Raw genomic sequence first — 19,445 nt, forward strand, 5'->3', positions numbered from 1 at the left:
CTTCCGCGCGGGGTTTGGTGGTCGCCTGCGAAGGAGAGCCGAGATGCCAGCTTATGTACAGCATCATCAGGACGTCGAGATCGCGCCCGTGAATTGCCCCGCCTGCATGGGGTTCCTGCCGATGTATGTGCGCGAGGTCGAGCCGCATTGGAGCCTTGCCAAGATCGACTTTGTCTATGAATGCGCCGATTGCGGCGCCGAGGTCAGACAGACCATCCGCAAGCCGGAAGTGCTGCGGCACTGATCCCGCGCACGGCGGACCGCTCAACTATTTGCGTTCAGCGGAAAAAACGCCGCTGATGCGGGTCTGATGTCTCCCAAACGAGGCTTGTTCTTTGCCGGGAACGCAGGCAGAACAAGCCTCAAGCAAGACCTTGGGAGCGCCCATTCGTGGCTGATCAGAAGGCCTCGACCTCGATCGAGGCAGTGGAGAGCGGCCTCGCCGCGCAGGGCTACATCGCGAGCCGGCAGATCGCGACCGCCGTCTATTTGTCGCAGCAGATCGAGAAGCCGATCCTGGTCGAGGGCCCCGCGGGCGTCGGCAAGACCGAGCTTGCCAAGGCGATCGCCGCCTGGCGCGGCATGAAGATGATCCGCCTGCAATGCTACGAAGGCCTCGACGAGGCCAAGGCACTCTACGAGTGGAAATACGCCAAGCAGCTTCTGTATACGCAGATTCTCAAGGACAAGCTCGGCGAAGTCCTCGGCGGTGCGCAAACGTTGCATGCCGCGCTCGCCCAGCTCCACGATTTTGGCGACGTGTTCTTCTCCAAGGAATTCGTCGAGCCGCGTCCCCTGCTCCAGGCGCTGGAGCAGCCGGGCGGCTGCGTGCTCCTGATCGACGAGATCGACAAGTCGGACGCGGAATTTGAATCGCTGCTGCTGGAAATCCTGTCCGACTTCCAGGTCACGATCCCCGAGCTCGGCACCGTCTCGGCCATCACGCCGCCGACCGTGATCCTCACCTCCAACAGCGAGCGAGACCTCGGCGACGCCTTGAAGCGACGCTGCCTGCATCTGCATATCGGCTTTCCCGAGCAGCGGCTCGAGGAGCGCATCGTCGAAAGCCGCGTGCCCGGCATCTCGCAGGCGCTGCGCCGGCAGATGGTCGGCTTCATCCACGAGATCCGCTCGCTGGACCTGAAAAAGCTGCCGTCGGTCAGCGAGACCATCGACTGGGCACGGGTCCTGGTGCTGCTCCAGGCCGCCGAGCTCGACACCGATATCGTCAAGGACACCCTCAACGTGCTCCTGAAATACGAAGCCGACATCGAGGCCGCATCGCCGCAGGTGACGACCTTCATTGCCAAGGCGGCACGGTCCAACGTCTTCGGTTGACGCCGATGCGCGAGAACCTCCATCGTTTTTTTCGGGCAGCGCGGGGCGTCGGCGTTCACGTTTCGCCTGCCGAAAGCATCGATGCGATGCGCGCGGTCGCGCAAGTCGGCATCTCCGACCGTGCCGTGCTGCGCGACGCGCTGCTGCTGACGCTCGCCAAGTCGAAGGACGAGAAGCTCGCGCTCGGGGATTGTTTCGATCTGTTCTTCAGCCAGCCGGAGCTGCGGCAGGACCAGCCCGAGGCGACCGACGACGACCCCTCGCAGGACACGGAGTCGCCCGCTTCCAGCTCGGCCAGCGAGCCGGGCGAAGGGCAGCCTCCTGAGGGTTTGGGCCCGCTTGCGCAGATGCTGCTATCGCAGGACCGCAATGCGATCGCAGCCGCCATCGCCAGCGCCTCCGGTGCGGCCTCCCTGTCTGAGATCCGCTACTCCACCCAGCGCGGCATCTTCTCCAGCCGCATCCTCGACGCCATGGGCCTGCAGCGCCTGCGCGACGATCTCGACCAACTGACCGCGACCAATCCCGCGCTGGCCGAGCGCCTGCGCGCCGCGCTCGATGCGTTGCGCGAGGCGGTGCGCGACACGGTCGCGCAGGGGCTTGCGCTCTATGCCCGCGAGGAGGCCGAAAATCTTCGCAACGAAATCCTGCGCAACGCGCCGCTTGCCCGCATCGAGCGGCGCCAGGTCGCCGAGATGCGCGCCCTCATCCGCCAGATCGCGCGCCGGCTGCGCGAGCGCTATTCCAAGCCGCGCAAGCGCCAGCGCCGCGGCCATCTCGACGTCCGCCGCACGCTGCGCCGCAACGCGGCCTGGGGCGGCGTGCCGTTCCTGACCGCGTGGAAGCGCAAGCATCGCGACCGGCCGAAGATCGTGGCGCTCTGCGACGTCTCCGGCTCGGTCGCCCAGGTCTCGGATTTCTTCCTGCTTCTGATCCACTCCTTGCACGAAGTCGTCGATGACGTCCGCTCCTTTGCCTTTTCCTCGCATCTGATCGAGGTCAGCGACATCCTGGAGGCGAAATCGCCGGAAGAGGCGATGGCCGAGATCATGTCCAAGGTCGGTTTCGGCTCGTCCGACTACGGCTCTTCGCTGGTCGACTTCGAGAAGGACTTCATGAGCGCGCTGACGCCGCAAACCACGGTGATCGTGCTCGGCGATGCCCGCAGCAACAATCTCGACCCGCGCGCCGACATCCTGCGCCGCATCTCCGAACGTTCGAAGCGGCTGGTCTGGCTCAATCCCGAAGGGCGGCTCGCTTGGGGCTTCGGCGATTCCGAGATGCCGCGCTACGCGACCTTCTGCAGCGTCGTGCGCCAATGCGCCACCGCGCAGCAGCTCGAGCGCGCCGTGTCCGACATCGTGGCGACTTATCAGTAGATCCGCGCGCGGCCAACCTCGTTTGCGAAACGTCAGTTTCGCGCAAGCTCCGCTTGGCCGAGATTGCACTCCCGGAAGTGATAGGCGATTTCGTCGAGCGCGCGTTGCTCCCATTCCTCGGCTTGCGCAAGCCAGAACAGTCGGCGATCCAAATCGAGGGCCGCACGCTCCCGGCACAGGGATTCCTGACTGCGAATTTCGACCAGCCTGTTCATGCACTCCACTCCTGCCGCGTGAAGTCATTCCCCGCGAATCAACCTAACAGAATCCCAGATTGCTCGCTTCACCATTTCTGTGCATATCGCGACGCATCATGGGACAGCGATGCTTCCCGTGCACTGCAACAGCCCCGCAGCGCAACATCAACTGCGGATCATCAATTGGTGATCGAGCCACGGATCTATTCCCGATCAGGCGATCTTCTTCTGTTGTCGCAACGAAGTGCGGCAATTTGTGAAGAGGTGTTCTAAACGGCCTACCGAATTCCCGACTCATTGTCGTCGCATGGTCTTCATGCGGCGCCGCTAACAGGGCGCCAACGGCACGATCTCTCGAGGCAACATGAGCAACGATTTCGAATTCGAACTTGCGCCGGACCAGTGGGAAGCGCTGCGTACACTTCGCAACCCGCTGCCGAACGGCCGCCTGGCGAAGTCCTATCTTGTCGAAGGCCTCGTCGAGCTCGGCCTCGTTGCCATCAACGACGGCGTACCTGCGATAACGCCGGCCGGACGCAAGGTGCTCGTGCGCGGATCGTGCCGGTTGCTTGATCTAGCGGCGTGACAGATTTGCGCTGACCCTCGACGACATCCCTGCCGGCATATCGCCGCGCAGATCAGTCGTTCCATTGCAGGAGCGGCGATCCATATGCCCTCCTCCAGACAGACAGGAAGCGCGGAAACCAGGAGTGGGCTACCGCGCCCTTATAGGCCCAGGTGCGATATTTCAGCCCCTGCTCGGAGATCAGCTCCTGATATCCGCCGTGCAGCTCAGTCGCAGCTTGTATGTCCTTCAAGATTCCCTGGGCGCAGGAACGGTAGGTGTCGCTCCCCGAAAATTCATCATAGTCCAGCATGCGATCCGCGAATTCCACGTTGAACGTCGGCCAGGAGGTACGTCCCTGGTAGGCAGGCGCCGCAATCTTGTGGATCAGCTTGTTCCGCGGGTTATCCGCAGATACCAGGAAGTGGAACGTGCTGGGGATGCGAAAGCGCGGCTCGGCAATGATCAGATCCGCCGTGGCCGCGAACAGCGCCCGCTCGCCAGCATCGTTCAGATTCCAGAAGCCGCGATGCACGCTGACGAAATCCAGCGCAACCGATGACGCCGGCGGGCCCTCCGGCCCGTCGAGAGAATGCCTGATATATCCGTCCCTGCCGAACAGACGGAGCAGATCCTCCTTGTACTGCACGAGGTCGCGCCCGAGCAGCCGCTTCAGCTCGCTCTCATCGACGATTCCGAGCTGCACGCTCCACACGAAGGTCGTGTGGACGCAGGCGTTGGTGACGAAGCGCCGGCGCTCGGCGCGGGTATCCGTTGCGGCGGAGCGAGGACCACGAGCGTCGCACAACAGATAGGAGCTGCCGTCATAATCGAACGGCTCGAGCTCGCTTGCGAGCTTGAGGATTGCGCGCCTCAGGTCGCCGCCATATTCAGCCAGCAACAGGTGCCCGGCATGCGCGCATTGTGACATCGCCAGATAGGACGGCGCCCTCTGGTCGGCCAAGATCATCTGCTGCAGACCGGCCAGAATGCCGAGCAGCGTATCCGACGGGCGCGAGAAGTAGTTCACGCCGAGGTAACGACCGCGCCCGGCCGGGACGATGGTCGTCGTGACCACATCGGCGCGAACCGCCTCCAGCAACAAGCGGATGCTCCTATCGAGAAGCCGCGCACGCCGCACCGCGTCCTGCGCATCCATGATGGTTTCGGGGTCGAGGACGTCAGGATAGAACCAGGCGAAGTCGCGTGGGTAATAGGCGGATGCGTGGGGTGCGCCGGTGACGAGGAAGGCTTCGGTCACCGAAAATGCGCTGTCCATCGCGTGCCGGTAGAGGTCCTCGATGGCCGACAACGAATGCTGCGATTTTCTCAGGAATCGGTCCCCGAGAAAATTGACCGCCTGGAGGGCGTTGGCGAAAAACGTCGCAGCCACACCTCGGTAGAATCGGTTTCCGCGATCTGAAGACAACGAGATATCGCTATTCATATGCGAGCTAGAGTAACTCCGGCGGTGCGGTCACCGTCCGAAGTTTGGCTGATTCGTATTTCGTCCAGATGACTTGCCGGCTGCCGGCTTGCATCAACCCGGGCGATGCTTCCCACTGACCGAGAGCGCAGCCGCGCAGCGGCGTCGGCACTGCCGTGATCGCGCAACTTCGCTCACTGCGACGTCGGGTCGTGCATAGCGGGTTCCAATTTGGCCTGGACCGTCACATATCTGCAACAGGCGCCCGCTTCCTGCCGAAGCGTTAAGCAAGGGATGACGCATTTTCCCACCTTACGCCGGGCTCCAAACTGGCCCACTATCGAGCCCTTCACCCATGCAAGCGCATCAGCGAATGTTGGATCCGTTACCTGACGGCCTGAAGTCCGGCGAATCTCCGCTGCTGCGGACGATCGGGCTTACCAAGCGATACGGCGATTTCCTCGCCAATGATTCCATCGACATCGATATCTGGCCCGGCCAAATCCATGCGCTGCTCGGTGAGAATGGGGCCGGCAAGTCGACGCTGGTCAAGGCGATCTACGGGCTGATCCAGCCCAGCTCCGGCGAAATTTACTGGCAGGGCCAACGCATCGTGCTGTCCGGCCCCTCGGAAGCCCGCAGCCGCGGCATCGGCATGGTATTCCAGCACTTCTCGCTGTTCGACAATCTCACGGTCGCTGAGAACGTCGCGCTCGGCCTCGACGGACGGGAATCCTTCAACGACATGTCGGCGCGGCTGGCGCAGGTGTCGAAGACTTACGGTCTTCCGCTCGATCCCCGGCGCGAGGCCTGGCAATTGTCGGTCGGCGAGCGCCAGCGCATCGAGATCGTCCGCGCGCTGATGCAGGACCCGAAATTCCTGATCTTGGACGAGCCCACCGCGGTCTTGACGCCGCAGGAATCCGATCAGCTTTTCATCGTGTTGGAACGCCTCAAGTCCGAGGGCCGTGCCATCCTCTATATCAGCCACAAGCTCGAGGAGGTGAAGCGGCTCTGCGATACCGCCACGATCCTGCGCGGCGGCAGGAAGGTCGGGACCTGCGACCCCCGGCGCGAGACCGCCGCTTCGCTCGCGCGCATGATGGTCGGCGGAGAGATCAAGGAGGTGAAGGCGGCGGCCCGCCGGACGACGACCGTGCCGCGGCTCGTCGTCAACGATCTGTCGCTCGCACCGAGCGAGGCGCATGGCGTGCGGCTCGAGCACATCTCGTTCGAACTGAAGGGCGGCGAGATTCTGGGCATCGCCGGCGTCGCCGGCAACGGTCAGGACGAATTATTCGCCGCGCTGTCGGGCGAGCGATTGTCGAAGGATCCGGGCACGGTGGTGATCGAAGGCATTTCCGCCGGCCATCTCTCCATCACGCAACGGCGCAAACTGGGGGCCGCCTTCGTTCCCGAGGAGCGGCTCGGCCACGGCACGGCACCGCGCATGAAGCTCTCGGAGAACGCGCTGCTCACCGGACATGCCGCAAGCGGCATGGTGCATCGCGGCTTCATCGATACCGCCGCCACGCTGAAGACCGTCGACCGTGCGACCGAGACGTTCGACGTGCGCAAGGCCAAGCGCGATCCCGAAGCAGCATCCCTCTCCGGCGGCAATCTGCAAAAATTCATCGTGGGACGTGAGATCCTGCGCAAGCCTGCAGTGCTGGTCGTGAGCCAGCCGACCTGGGGCGTCGACGCCGGCGCCGCTGCCGTCATTCGCCAGGCGCTGCTTGATCTCGCCACCGCCGGCGCCGCCGTGCTCGTGACCAGCCAGGATCTGGACGAACTCGCCGAGATCGCCGACCGTATCGCCGTGATGTTCCACGGCAAATTGTCAGCGCCGCTCGCCGCCAGCGAGGCGACGCGCGAAAGGCTCGGCCTTCTCATGGGCGGCAGCAGCCTGGAGCCGAAGGAGGCGGCGCATGCAGCTGGTGCTTGAGAAGCGCGCCGAGCGCTCCGGCACGATCGCGCTGGTTTCGCCGCTGATCGCGGTCGGCCTCACGATCGTGACGATGGTGATCCTGCTAGCGATCCTCGGCAAGAATCCGCTGCTCGCATTGCACGCCTATTTCATCGCGCCCTTGACCGACGGCTATTCGCTCCAGGAGATCGCAGTAAAGGCCGCGCCGCTGGTGATGATCGCGATCGGACTGTCACTTTGCTATCTCGCCAATGCCTGGAACATCGGCGCCGAAGGCCAATTCCTGATCGGCGCGGTGGCCGGAAGCTGGATCGCGGTGAGGACGCAAGGCACCGACGCCGGCGCCTGGGTATTGCCGGCCATGTTCGTCCTTGCCGCCGCCGCAGGTGCGCTCTATGCGCTGATCCCGGCGATCTGCAAGGTGAAGTTCGGCGCCAGCGAGATCCTGACCAGCTTGATGCTGGTCTATGTGGCCGACCTCCTCCTCGACTATCTCGTGCGCGGCCCCTGGCGCGACCCGCACGGCTTCAACTTCCCGACCACGGCCGAGTTCGACCCGGTGGCGACCGTTCCACTGCTGATCGAGGGCGGCCGGCTGCATCTCGGCGCGGTCATCGCGCTTCTCGTCGTGGCGGCTGCTGCAATCCTGCTCGGGCGAACCATCAAGGGTTTTGAGATCCGCGTCGTCGGCGCCGCCCCCCGTGCGGCGCGGTTCGGCGGCTTCAAAGCCGACCATCTGGTCATCCTGACCTTCGCGGTGTCAGGCGCGCTCGCGGGCCTTGCCGGCATCATCGAGGTTGCAGGTCCCGTCGGCCATCTCCAGCCCGGCATCTCCCCCGGCTATGGTTTTACGGCGATCATCGTTGCCTTCCTCGGCCGGCTGAATCCGCTTGGAATATTGGTTGCAGGCCTTTTCCTTGCGTTGACCTTCATCGGCGGCGAGCAAGCGCAGATCGCGATGAAGATCCCGTTGGATGTCACCAAGGTTTTCCAGGGTGTTCTGCTGCTCTACGTGCTCGCCTGCGATTCCCTGATCCTCTATCGCTTCAGGCTGGTCTTCCCGAACCGTCAGGTGGCCCGTGGAACTCGTTGAAGCTATCGTCCTTTCGGTGCTCGCCGCATCGACACCGCTCCTGATCGCCGCGACCGGAGAGCTCGTGACCGAGCGCTCCGGCGTGCTCAATCTCGGCGTCGAGGGCATGATGATCGTCGGCGCGGCCTGCGGCTTTGCCGGGGCCTGGCTCACCGGATCGATCTTCATGGGCGCATTGTGCGGCATCGTCGCGGGCACGATGATGTCGCTGATCTTCGCATTGATGGCGCTCGGGCTCGCCGTCAACCAGGTCGCGACGGGGCTTGCGCTGACTATCCTCGGCGTCGGGCTGTCCGGACTGGTCGGTGCCGGCTTCGTCGGCGAGCGCATCACGCCGGCAGTTCATCTCTCGATTCCGGGCCTCACCGATATCCCGCTGGTCGGCCGCGTGCTGTTTGGGGAGAACGCTTTCGTCTACGCCTCCATTGCGCTCGTCGTTGCCGTCTGGTGGTTCCTGTACCGCACGCGCGCGGGACTGATCCTGCGCGCCTGCGGCGACAATCACGTCTCCGCGCATGCGCTGGGTTATCCCGTGTTGCGCATCCGCACCTTCGCAGTGATGTTCGGTGGCGCCTGCGCCGGGCTTGCCGGCGCCTATCTGCCGCTTGCCTATACGCCGTTCTTCATTCCCGGCATGACCGCGGGCCGCGGCTGGATCGCGCTGGCGCTGGTGGTGTTCTCGTCCTGGCGGCCGGGCCGGCTCGTCGTCGGCGCCTATCTCTTCGGCGCCGTCACGATCCTTCAGCTGCATGCACAAGGCTGGGGCGTCGGCATTCCCTCGCAATTCATGTCGGCGCTGCCTTATCTTGCGACAATCGTCGTTCTGGTTCTGCTCTCCCGCGCGCGCAGCGGCGGCTCGACCGCACCGGCCGCGCTCGGGACCGTGTTCGTACCTGACCGCTGATTTACATTTTCGCGACGGGCGCGATGGGGCGCGCAGGTTGCGGATCGTGGCTTTCCCCTGATGTTTGGAGATCGATGATGAGGAAATCACTTCTTGCGCTGGCCGCCACACTGTTGCTCGCCGGGAGCATTGGTGCAGCCTCCGCCGCCGACAAGCTGAAGGTCGGCTTCATCTATCTGGGCCCGATCGGAGACTTGGGGTGGACCTATCAGCACGATCTGGGGCGCCAGGCTCTGGTGAAGGAATTGGGCGACAAGATCGAGACCACCTATCTCGAGAATGTGCCCGAAGGCCCCGACGCCGAGCGCTCCATCGAGCAGCTGGTCCGCGCCGGCAACAAGCTGATCTTCACGACGTCGTTCGGCTACATGGATCCGACGCTGAAGGTCGCCAAGAAATATCCGAACGTACATTTCGAGCACGCCACCGGATACAAGCGCAACCCGAACATGTCGACCTATTCGGCCAGATGGTATCAGGGCCGCTACATTCAGGGCCTGATCGCGGCCAAGATGTCGAAGTCGGGCGTGCTCGGCTATATCGGCTCGTTCCCGATTCCGGAGGTCGTCTCCGGCATCAACGCGACGATGCTGGCGGCGCAGACCATCAACCCGAACATCAAGGTCAAGATCATCTGGGCCAACACCTGGTTCGATCCGGGCAAGGAGGCCGACGCCGCCAAGGCTTTGATCGACCAAGGCGCCGACGTCATCATGCAGCACACGGATTCGCCCGCGGCGATGCAGATCGCCAGCGAACGCGGCAAGCTCGCCTTCGGCCAGGACTCCGAGATGATCAAGTTCGGGCCGAAGACCCAGCTGACCTCGATCCTCGACACCTGGGGCCCCTATTACATCGAGCGCGTCAAGGCCGAGCTCGCCGGCACCTGGAAGTCCGGAGACACCTGGGGCGGCCTCGATAGCCACATGTTCACGATGGCGCCCTATACCAACATGCCCGACGAGGTGAAGAAAATGGCGGAGGATGCCCAGGCCGCGATCACCTCAGGCAAGCTGCATCCGTTCAAATGCCCGATTGTTGGGCAGGACGGCAAGCCGGTGGAGTGCAGGGGCGGCGATCACCTCGATGACAGCCAGATCCTCGGCATGAATTTCTACGTCAAGGGCATCGACGACAAGCTGCCGAGCAAGTAGCACGCTTCTTGCTTTGCCCAAATCACCTGCTCCTCCCGGAGGAGGTCCGGAGGGGGTGGCCAGAAGCACCCGGCACTTGTGGTCGCCCCCTCTTTCAATTTCTGCCCCTATCCCGCCTGCATGGCCCGCGCCGCGGAACTGTGGCGACGGATGAGATCGGCGGCATCCAGGCCCGGAATCGCACTGTCGATCACGACCCATTGTCCAGCTACCATTACGCGGTCGGCCCGATGCGCCCCGCACAGCACCAGCGCGGCCAGGGGATCGCCGTGGCCGGAGAAGCGCAGCTCGTCCAGCTTGAACAGCGCGAGATCGGCGGCCTTGCCGACGGCGATCTCGCCGAGTTCCGGCCGGCCGACGCAGGCCGCCGAGCCCTTTGTGGCCCAGCGCAACGCATCCTTGTGGCTGACTTTCGTGACGCCATAGCGGGCCCGTTGCAGCAGGAATGCAGCCCGCACCTCCTGCATCAGGTTCGATCCGTCGTTCGAGGCCGAGCCGTCCACGCCGAGCCCAATCCCGACGCCGGCCTCCTCCATCTCGCAGACCGGACAGCAGCCTGACGCCAGCAACTGGTTGCTGCACGCGCAATGGCTGATGGTCGTCCTGGCCTTGCTGAGCCGCTTGATCTCGTCGGCGTTGAAGAAAATGCCGTGAGCGAGCCAGGTTCGCGCATTCAGCCAGCCGCACTGTTCGAGATAGTCGAGCGGGCGGCATCCATACATCTGCTCACAGAACTTGTTCTCGTCCTCGGTCTCGGCGAGATGGGTATGCAGGCGCACATCGAGCTTGCCGGCGAGATCGGCCGTCGCGCGCATCAGGGACGTCGTCACCGAGAACGGCGAGCACGGTGCCAGCGCGATCTGCACCATCGCATCCGGACCACGCTGGTGATGTTCGGCGACCACGCGCGCGCTGTCGGCGAGGATCGTGTCCTCGTCCTGCACCACGCTGTCGGGCGGCAAGCCGCCGTCGCGCTGTGACAGGTTCATCGAGCCGCGCGTCAGCAGCACGCGCACACCGAGCCGCTTTGCGACGCCGACCTCGATGTCGATGGCGCCTTCGAGTCCTGTCGGGAAAACGTAATGATGATCGGTCGTGGTGGTGCAGCCCGACAGCAGCAGCTCGGACATCGCCACGGTGACGCCGAGCTCGAGCGCCTCAGGCGTCAGCCTCGCCCACACCGGGTAGAGGGCCTGGAGCCAGGGAAACAGCTCGCGGTCCAGCGCCGCCGGCAGCGCCCGCGTCAGCGTCTGGTAGAAATGATGATGGGTGTTGATCAGACCCGGCAGCACGGCGTGCTCGCTTGCATCGAACACCGCGACATCGGCGGTGGCAGGCGTGCCGCCGGCCGGCACCAGCTCGGCGATCCGGCCGTCCGTCACCACAATTCCGCGCTCGGCACCGTCGGCGAGGATCGCCAGAGGATCCCTGATCCAGATCGGCCTTGTGTCGCTCATGATCCCGCTTCTCCTCACATTCGTTGACGACAGGACCGCAAGGCGGAGGCGGGTCCGATCGCCGTCTTGCTGCGACTTGTCGTTGCGACTTCTTGTTGCGGCTTGGCTCCGGTCTTGCAAGACTCTCTGTCGGACGATTCACCCGACGCGAGCTGGGCGCAGCCATGGACTTGAATACCATCACAGCGGTCGCCCATCCGCAAACGCGCGCACAGCTGCCGGTTTGGACGGCGGGGGATGCATGGCTGGCAGGCGGCACCTGGCTGTTCTCGGAGCCGCAGACTCATCTGACACGTTTGATCGATCTCACCGATCTGAAATGGCCGGCGCTGTCGGTCACTGAGACCCATCTCAGCATCGCCGCGACTTGCACCATCGCACAGCTCGATGGTTTCGTCTGCCCGCCTGACTGGCGCGCAGCGCCGCTGATCGGCCAATGCTGCCGGGCCTTTCTGGCCTCGTTCAAGATCTGGAAGACCGCGACCATCGGCGGCAATCTCTGCATGTCGCTGCCGGCAGGGCCGATGATCTCGCTCGCTTCCGCGCTCGACGGCGTCTGCACCATCTGGAAGGCCGGTGGCGGCGAGCAGAAGATTCCGGTCATCGACTTCATCACCGGCAACCAGCGCAATCGCCTGACGCCGGGTGATCTGCTTCGCCGGATCGATGTTCCGATTGCCGCGTTGAAACGCCGCACGGCCTTTCGCCAGATCTCGCTGGCACCGGTCGGCCGCTCGGCGGCGCTCCTCATCGGCAGCCTCGATGCCGATGGCACGTTGACGCTCACGGTTACCGCATCGACGGTACGGCCGATCCGGCTGCCCTTTCGCGGCGTCCCGGACGGGGGTGCGTTGCACGCGGCGATCGCACAGCAGATCACGGACGATCTGTACCACAACGACATCCACGGCAAGCCGCTCTGGCGCAAGCACATGACGCTGCGGCTCGCCGAGGAAATTCGCCGCGAACTCCTGGGAGCGATGTGGCCATGAGTTTCGAGGTCAACGGGAAGGCATTTTCGCAGGAGCCGCGCGCCGGCCAATGCCTGCGCACCTTCTTGCGCGAGCTCGGCCATTTCGGCGTGAAGAAAGGCTGCGATGCCGGCGATTGCGGCGCCTGCACCGTGCTGCTCGACGGCGAGCCGGTGCATAGCTGCCTGATCCCGGCATTCCGCGCCGAGGGACGCCCCGTGACCACGATCGAAGGTCTTGGCGGAGACCACGGCACGCATCCGATGCAGCAGGCCTTCCTCGACGCGCAAGGCTTCCAATGCGGCTTCTGCACCGCCGGCATGATCCTGACCTGCGCCTCGCTGAACCAGGCCCAGCGCACCGATCTCGGCGCGGCGCTGAAGGGCAATATCTGCCGTTGCACCGGCTACCGCTCGATCGAGGATGCATTGCTCGGCAAGACCAACGTCGAGACAGGTGTCGAGGCCGGCGCCGCCTTCGGCCGCAGCCTGCCGGCGCCTGCCGGCCCCGACATCGTGCGCGGCACGACACGCTACACCCTCGACACCGCAATCGACGGCCTGCTCCACGTCAAGCTGGCGCGGTCGCCTCACGCCCACGCCAGGATCGTCGCGATCGACAAGTCGGACGCGCTGAAGATTCCCGGCGTGCACGCGGTGCTGACGCACGAGGATGCACCTTCGGTCCTGATGTCGACTGCGCGGCACGAGATGGACTGGATGGACCCGGAGGACACCCGCGTTCTCGACGAGGTCGTCCGCTTCATCGGCCAGCGGGTTGCCGCAATCGTCGCCGACAGCGAGGCCGCCGCCGAGGAGGCGTGCCGACGGCTGAAGATCGACTACGAGATTCTGCCGGCGCTGATCGATCCCGAGCAGGCGATGGCGCCGGGCGCGCCCGTCATTCATCCCGATCGAACCACCGCGAACCGCATCGCCGATCCCCGGCGCAACCTCGCGGCGGAGACGCATGGCGAATTCGGCAACGTGGCCTCGGCGCTCGCCGCGTCCGCCGTGACTTACGAGGGCACTTTCCACAGTCATCGCGTGCAGCATGCCGCGCTGGAGACCCACGGCGGCCTCGCCTGGCTCGATGAGTCCGGCGTACTCAATGTCCGCAGCTCGACCCAGGTGCCGTTCCTGACCCGCCGCGCCCTGTCCAATATCTTTGAGCTCCCCATGGACAAGGTCCGTGTGCTCTGCGAGCGCGTCGGCGGCGGCTTTGGCGGCAAGCAGGAGATGTTCGTCGAGGACATCCTGGCTCTCGCTGCGCTGAAGACCGGCCGCCCTGTGACGCTGGAGTTCACCCGCGAGGAGCAGTTCATCGCGACCTCGACGCGGCACCCGATGCGGATCCACATCAAGGCCGGCGCCGACGCCGGCGGCAAGCTCACCGCGCTCCAGCTGGATTTGCTGTCCAACACCGGCGCTTACGGCAATCACGCCGGGCCCGTGATGTTCCACGCCCTGGCGGAATCCATCGCCGTGTACAACTGCCCGAACAAGCGGGTCGATGGCTTTGCGGTTTATACCAACACGGTGCCGGCGGGGGCGTTTCGCGGTTACGGCCTGCCACAGGCGCTCATCGCCGTGGAAGCCGCAATCGACGAGCTGGCGAACCAACTCGGCATCGGCCCCTACGAGATGCGCCGGCGCAACATCGTCAGGCCCGGCGATCCCATGCTGTCGCCACCGCCGTCCGAGTATCACGACGTCGTCTACGGCTCCTACGGGCTCGACCAGTGTCTCGACCTCGTCGAGCGCGCCATGCAGGCCGATGGTCCCCAGCCGGATCTGTCGCCGGAATGGCTGATCGGCGACGGCGTCGCGCTGACCATGATCCACACGGTGCCGCCGGCCGGACATATCGCCGACGCCACGATCGTGCTCAACGAGCACGGCGGCTTCGAGCTCACCGTCGGCACGGCCGAGTTCGGCAACGGCACCAGCACCGTGCACCGGCAGATCGCGGCGACCACACTTGCGACCACCGTCGACAGGATCCACCTGCGCCAGTCCGACACCGCCCATGGCGGCCATGACACCGGCGCCTACGGCAGTGCCGGCACCTTCGTCGCCGGCAAGGCGACCCATGCGGCTTCGATGCAGCTCGCGACCGAGCTGAAGGCGGCCGCCGCCGGCGCGTGGCTGTGCGACGTCGAGACCTGTGTGCTCGAGGACAATGCGGTCGTCTGCGGCGTACGGCGCATGTCCTTTGTGGAGCTGGCGAAGCTCGGCGGCGAACGCGGACGATCATTCACAGGCAGCGGCAATTCCGGCGGCACGCCGCGCTCGGTCGGCTTCAACGTGCAAGGTTTTCGCGTCGCCGTGAACCGGGGCACCGGCGAGCTCAAGATTCTCAGGAGCGTGCACGCCGCCGACGCCGGCGTCGTCGCCAATCCCATGCAGTGCCGCAGCCAGGTCGAAGGCGGCGTCGCGCAAGCGCTCGGCGCCGCGCTCTACGAGGAGATGGTGATCGATGCCGAGGGGCGCGTCATCAACCCGAAATTCCGCGACTACCACCTGCCCTCATTCGCCGACGTGCCCCGCACCGAGGTGTTCTTCGCCGAGACGTCCGACAGCATCGGTCCGTTGGGCGCGAAGTCGATGAGCGAGAGCCCGTATAATCCGGTCGCCGCCGCGCTCGGCAATGCCATTGCCGATGCCACCGGCATCCGCTTCACCGCACCGCCGTTCAAGCCGGACCGGCTGTTTCCGGCGCTGCTCGACAAGTTCGGCGCCTAGCTGCCGCGATAGGTCGAATAGCTCCACGGCGTGACCAGCAGCGGCACGTGATAGTGGCCTTCCGGCTCGCTGATCGCGAAGCGCAGCGGGATTTCGTCGAGGAACGGCGGGTCGGTGAGCTGGACGTTGCGCTCGGCGTAGTATCCGGCAATGCTGAATCTGAGCTCGTAACGGCCGATCGGCAGCGGCCGGGCGCCGATCAGCGGCTGTTCGGTGCGGCCGTCCGCATTGGTGACGGCGCGCGTGATGACGCGGTTGTCACCGAGCGCGGAAAGTTCGACAAGCTCCACCGGGATGCCCGCCGCGGGCCTGCCGATGTGATTGTCCAGCACATGGGTCGACAATTGGCCATGCACCTTCAACACGTCGTCGGCAATGACCAGCTGATCGAGCCGCAGCGCCGAGATCCGGCCGATCTCCTCGATCGCACGCCGCGTCTCGGTCTTGGCGATATTGCGCAACCGGACCTCGAAATCGCGCAGCACGGAATCCCGGGTGTGCCGGCGCACGCAGACGATATAGGGAAAGCCGAACTTGGCGCGATAGGCGTTGTTGACGCGCTCGAAGGCGGCGTATTCGGCAGCCGACAGGCGATCGAGGCCGGCGCTGCTCTGCTCATTGGTCGAGTCCGCCGTGAGGCCTTCCGCGCGCCGGGCCTTGCTGGCGAGATCGGGATGCGCCCGGATCAGCGCGAGCTGCACATCGGGGTCGGCGCTTTGGATCGCCGCCATCAGTGCCGCGTGCAGCTGGTTGATGCCGGCGAACGGCCGCTTGTCGGCGAGCTGCTCGGCGATCCACGGCGAATATTCGACGACGTTGGCCAGCGCGGCGACGAAATCGGCCCTGGCAGCGGCATTGAGATCGGAGAGGGAAAGCTGCGACATCGTCAACCGATCTCAAATGCGTCGGCGGCCAGAGGCGCGTGCCTGGCGTGCCAGTGCTGCGCGATCTGCAACCGCGTCGGCACCCAGACCCGCTCGTGCCTGCCGATATGGTCGAGGAAGCGGATCAGGCCCGCAGCGCGGCCGGGTCGGCCGGCGAGCCGGCAATGCAGGCCGACCGACATCATCTTGGGCGCGGTCTCGCCTTCGGCATAGAGCACGTCGAAGGCATCCCTGAGGTAGGTGAAGAACTGCTCGCCTTCGGCAAACCCTTGCGGGTTGATGAAGCGCATGTCGTTGGCATCCAGCGCATAGGGAATGACGAGCTGCTTGCCGTTCGCGCCCTTGATCCAATAGGGCAGATCGTCGGCATAGGAATCGCAGAGATAGAGGAAGCCGCCCTCCTCCATCAGCAGACGGTTGGTGTTGATCGAGGAGCGTCCGGTGTACCAGCCGAGCGGCCGCGCGCCGGTGGCTTCGGTATGGACGCGGATCGCCTCCGCGATCTCAGCGCGCTCCTGCGCCTCGGTCATGTCCTTGTGCTCGATCCATTTCAGGCTGTGACTGGCGATGTCCCAGCCCGCCTCGTTCATCGCCGCAACGATCTCGGGGTTGCGCTTGAGCGCGGTGGCGACGCCGAACACCGTGGTCGGCCAGTTGCGTTCGCCGAACATCCGCCACAGCCGCCAGAACCCGGCGCGCGAACCGTATTCGAACATCGATTCGATATTGGCGTGGCGCTGGCCGGGCCACGGCTGAGCGCCGAGCACGTCGGACAGGAACGCCTCCGAGGCCGGGTCGCCGTGCAGGATGTTGTTCTCGCCGCCTTCCTCGAAATTGACGACGAACTGCACCGCGATGCGCGCATCGCCGGGCCATTGCGGGTGGGGCGGGTTGCGGCCGTAACCGCGGAGATCGCGCGGGTAGCTCTTATCGGTCACTCAAACTTCCTCAAAGCGGATCGGCTGGGCGCCCTTCCACAGCACGCTCTTGCCCAGCGTTGCCAGATTCTCCAGGCCGGAGGTCAGCGTGATGAAATGGTTGCCGGCGAGCTGGCCCATCTTGCTCGCGAAATGCACGCCGCCATAGGCCAGCAGGATCTCGGTCTCGCTGATGCCGCCGGGATAGAGAATGATCTGGCCGGGCGCGGGGTAGCTGGTGTGGTTCTCGTAGCCGACGCCGAAATCGAGATCACCGAGCGGCATCCACACGCCCTCGCCGCTCCAGCGCACATGGATGATGTGGCTTTCGAACGGCAGCGCCTTGCGAAAGGCGGCGACGGTCTTGGGTGCCAGCTGCTCCTCGAAGCGGGCATCGAAGGTGAAATCGCCGGCGCGGATAACGAGCTTGCTCATCTCATCTCTCTGGATCGGGGCCGGCCGCCCCGGCTCAAGCAAGAGCACTCCCGACGACTTCGCGCAAGTGGCGCGGTCGCATCATCGGCGGTCCCAGGACCAACCGAGCATGGCGCGCCGCCGCGGCGCCGGTTCCGGCTCGGCGCAGGCCGCGGCGTCTCCTCGCCGCGGTGTATGCCGCAATGGATTCCATTGAACCGGATTGGGAGAGGCAAGTCCATCGGCGCCAGTGGGCATGATTGCCGAATATTTAGCCGGCATGGGCCGGGCCGGCGAGCGGACCGCGTCATCGCCACTCGCTCTCGTGTCCCGGACAAGTCGCAACGCGCGAGCGTTGCGGCGCCGGGCCGGGACCCAGGGCGACACGGTCCAACGCCGCGACATGGGCCCCCGCTCTGCAGCGCACCGCACCGGACGATGCTTCGCATCGCCGGGGAAGCGCTGCGCTGCGTCCGGGGCACGAGAGCGGTGGGTGGCGCGCATACTCCCTCATTGCGAGGAGCCCTTGCGACGAAGCAATCCAGAATCCCTCCGCGGAGGCAGTCTGGATTGCTTCCGCCTTCGCCAAGGCTTCGGCGGACAAGTCGCTTCGCTCGCAATGACGGAGGACGCCGCAACGGCATCGCTCGTCCCGGACCATCTCGCTTGCAGACACGTCTTTCCGTTCTCGCGGCTGAAATCGCCCGAGTTTTGCTTCGTCTCCGCGCCTCTGGAAGCCAAGAGGGCGCAGGGAAGGCCGGGTGCTGACAACGCACCCGCGGTCTGCTGCGCAAAATGCACACGCAGGAAGAACCGCACAGCAGCATACAGGTGGTGCCGATCACTCGGCCTTCCCTGCGCGATGGTCGGACGGCTTATGCCGTGCTCTCCCGGGAGCCGAACTTTCCTTCTGGCCTCCCTCACCCCGCGAATTCACGATGCCGTCTGCCCGGTTGGGCTCGCGCACATCTCCGCGACAGGCTTGACCGTAGCAACGACGGCCAGGACCACACGGTTTTGCCGTACGCACGGCCCGCCATGTCGCTGCAGTATTCCCGTGCCTCGTCGACGAAGCCGGAAACTTACGAGCGAGACGAAGCCTAGCAGCGCCCTTCGTCCGCACGCGGTTACGGGCTCACAGGGACTACCCGCCCTGCCCGCACCTCTCGTGCCGACGCTGCCGCGTCCACCGCAAGCCCGGCTCGCGATCAAGACGACCTCGAGATCGCCCCTCCTGGATGAGCCGGGATGGGCGACACATACGTCAAAACCGAATTTCGGTAAAGTGGAATATTTTCAGCGGAACGGATTGACAGAGGCCGACACAGGCACGGTGCCGTAGCCCGGATGGAGCGCAAGCGCAATCCGGGAGAGTGCGCGATACCAGACGAACGCCCCGGATTACGCTCTCGCTCCATCCGGGCTACAAGAGCACCGACGCAACAAAAAGGGCGGTACAAAGCACCGCCCTCCTTCACCAGTCCAATCGGGCCACGTCGAAAATGATGGCGCGATACGATCCCTAGTAGCCCGGATCGTAATAGAACCGACCGCCACCGCCGTAATAGCCGGGTCCGCCGTAATAACCGGGACCGCCGTAGTAGGGACGCCCGCCATAATAATAGCGATTCTCGTAGTAATCGCGGCGCCGCTGCTCGGCGATCACGCCCCCGATGATACCGGCCGCTGCGCCCATGAAGGCGAGACCTGCGGCGTTCGACCCGCGTCGATAATGGCGGCGACGGTGGGCGCTGAAATCGGTGACTTCGGAGGAGCCCTGCCCCGCCGTGACAGGCTTTGCAGATGGCGCCTCGGCCGGCCCCGCAGCCGAGGGCGATGCGGAGGTTGCGACCAATGCCAGGCTCGTGAACGCGGCCAGCACCATGTTGCGACCGGCTGCAGAAATCATCGGTCTCGCATTCATTTTGACCTCCTATGTTCTTGCCTATGTTCTCTCACGACGTAGAGATATGCAAACCCTGTTTAATGCGCAAACCATTGAAATGGTTTCTCGATCGCGGCAATCCGCCACGCTTTGAACGATTATAGACCGAGCGACCAAATCCCAGCTTGAA

Annotated in this window: 17 protein-coding genes; 10 read left to right on the forward strand and 7 right to left on the reverse strand. The window is 64.8% G+C overall.

What is annotated here, in order from left to right; translation table 11 throughout:
* Window positions 1-43 precede the first annotated feature (43 nt).
* The 3 genes from K410_RS0126880 to K410_RS0126890 all read left to right on the forward strand — a co-directional run bounded on the left by K410_RS0126880 (window position 44) and on the right by K410_RS0126890 (window position 2,717).
* A complete protein-coding gene (locus K410_RS0126880) occupies window positions 44-244 on the forward strand; it encodes a hypothetical protein (RefSeq protein ID WP_028137740.1) in 201 nt (66 codons plus the stop codon).
* A 146-nt stretch (window positions 245-390) separates the two neighbouring features.
* Window positions 391-1,338 (forward strand): AAA family ATPase, encoded by a 948-nt coding sequence (locus K410_RS0126885; RefSeq protein WP_028137741.1) that lies wholly within the window; start codon window positions 391-393, stop codon window positions 1,336-1,338.
* 5 nt (window positions 1,339-1,343) lie between these two features.
* Complete coding sequence (locus tag K410_RS0126890) at window positions 1,344-2,717, forward strand: vWA domain-containing protein (RefSeq protein WP_028137742.1); 1,374 nt, start codon at window positions 1,344-1,346, stop codon at window positions 2,715-2,717.
* 32 nt (window positions 2,718-2,749) lie between these two features.
* Here K410_RS0126890 and K410_RS0126895 read toward each other — a convergent pair whose 3' ends face one another.
* Window positions 2,750-2,932 (reverse strand): hypothetical protein, encoded by a 183-nt coding sequence (locus tag K410_RS0126895; RefSeq protein ID WP_028137743.1) that lies wholly within the window; start codon window positions 2,930-2,932, stop codon window positions 2,750-2,752.
* 346 nt (window positions 2,933-3,278) lie between these two features.
* On the opposite strand from K410_RS0126895, the gene K410_RS0126900 reads away from it, so the two are divergent.
* A complete protein-coding gene (locus K410_RS0126900; protein ID WP_028137744.1) occupies window positions 3,279-3,500 on the forward strand; it encodes a hypothetical protein in 222 nt (73 codons plus the stop codon).
* Window positions 3,501-3,552: 52 nt separating this feature from the next.
* Here the strand turns inward: K410_RS0126900 and K410_RS0126905 are convergent, their stop codons facing one another.
* Entirely contained in the window at window positions 3,553-4,926 is a 1,374-nt protein-coding gene (locus K410_RS0126905; protein ID WP_028137745.1) for a hypothetical protein, read from the reverse strand.
* A 352-nt stretch (window positions 4,927-5,278) separates the two neighbouring features.
* Here K410_RS0126905 and K410_RS0126910 point away from each other — a divergent pair, with 352 nt between their 5' ends.
* The 4 genes from K410_RS0126910 to K410_RS0126925 all read left to right on the forward strand — a co-directional run bounded on the left by K410_RS0126910 (window position 5,279) and on the right by K410_RS0126925 (window position 9,983).
* Window positions 5,279-6,850 (forward strand): ABC transporter ATP-binding protein, encoded by a 1,572-nt coding sequence (locus tag K410_RS0126910; protein WP_028137746.1) that lies wholly within the window; start codon window positions 5,279-5,281, stop codon window positions 6,848-6,850.
* A complete protein-coding gene (locus tag K410_RS0126915; RefSeq protein ID WP_028137747.1) occupies window positions 6,834-7,925 on the forward strand; it encodes an ABC transporter permease in 1,092 nt (363 codons plus the stop codon). Before K410_RS0126910 ends, K410_RS0126915 begins: the two co-directional genes overlap by 17 nt.
* Window positions 7,912-8,829, forward strand: a complete 918-nt coding sequence (locus K410_RS0126920; protein WP_028137748.1) for an ABC transporter permease — start codon at window positions 7,912-7,914, stop codon at window positions 8,827-8,829. Before K410_RS0126915 ends, K410_RS0126920 begins: the two co-directional genes overlap by 14 nt.
* A 77-nt stretch (window positions 8,830-8,906) precedes the next feature.
* Complete coding sequence (locus K410_RS0126925; protein WP_028137749.1) at window positions 8,907-9,983, forward strand: BMP family ABC transporter substrate-binding protein; 1,077 nt, start codon at window positions 8,907-8,909, stop codon at window positions 9,981-9,983.
* Window positions 9,984-10,090: 107 nt separating this feature from the next.
* On the opposite strand, the gene K410_RS0126930 is transcribed toward K410_RS0126925, so the two are convergent.
* Window positions 10,091-11,440, reverse strand: coding sequence for an 8-oxoguanine deaminase (locus tag K410_RS0126930; protein ID WP_028137750.1), 1,350 nt, complete (start codon window positions 11,438-11,440; stop codon window positions 10,091-10,093).
* A 164-nt stretch (window positions 11,441-11,604) separates the two neighbouring features.
* Between K410_RS0126930 and K410_RS0126935 the strand changes: the two genes are divergently transcribed.
* Both K410_RS0126935 and K410_RS0126940 read left to right on the forward strand, forming a co-directional pair.
* Complete coding sequence (locus K410_RS0126935; protein ID WP_028137751.1) at window positions 11,605-12,432, forward strand: FAD binding domain-containing protein; 828 nt, start codon at window positions 11,605-11,607, stop codon at window positions 12,430-12,432.
* A complete protein-coding gene (locus K410_RS0126940) occupies window positions 12,429-15,155 on the forward strand; it encodes a molybdopterin-dependent oxidoreductase (protein WP_028137752.1) in 2,727 nt (908 codons plus the stop codon). The genes K410_RS0126935 and K410_RS0126940 overlap by 4 nt, the downstream gene beginning before the upstream one ends.
* Here the strand turns inward: K410_RS0126940 and uraD are convergent.
* The 4 genes from uraD to K410_RS0126960 form a co-directional block, all read right to left on the reverse strand.
* Window positions 15,152-16,039, reverse strand: a complete 888-nt coding sequence (gene uraD / locus K410_RS0126945; protein ID WP_028137753.1) for a 2-oxo-4-hydroxy-4-carboxy-5-ureidoimidazoline decarboxylase — start codon at window positions 16,037-16,039, stop codon at window positions 15,152-15,154. The genes K410_RS0126940 and uraD overlap by 4 nt on opposite strands.
* 2 nt (window positions 16,040-16,041) lie before the next feature.
* Entirely contained in the window at window positions 16,042-16,977 is a 936-nt protein-coding gene (gene puuE, locus K410_RS0126950; RefSeq protein ID WP_028137754.1) for an allantoinase PuuE, read from the reverse strand.
* Window positions 16,978-17,391: a DUF3830 family protein gene (locus tag K410_RS0126955; RefSeq protein WP_028137755.1), complete on the reverse strand. Its 414-nt coding sequence runs from the start codon at window positions 17,389-17,391 to the stop codon at window positions 16,978-16,980.
* A gap of 1,501 nt (window positions 17,392-18,892) precedes the next feature.
* Window positions 18,893-19,294, reverse strand: a complete 402-nt coding sequence (locus tag K410_RS0126960) for a hypothetical protein (protein ID WP_028137756.1) — start codon at window positions 19,292-19,294, stop codon at window positions 18,893-18,895.
* Between the last annotated feature and the right edge of the window lie 151 nt (window positions 19,295-19,445).

Origin of the sequence: Bradyrhizobium sp. 22, from assembly GCF_000482425.1 — a bacterium.
GTDB classification, from domain to species: Bacteria; Pseudomonadota; Alphaproteobacteria; order Rhizobiales; family Xanthobacteraceae; genus Bradyrhizobium; species Bradyrhizobium japonicum_B.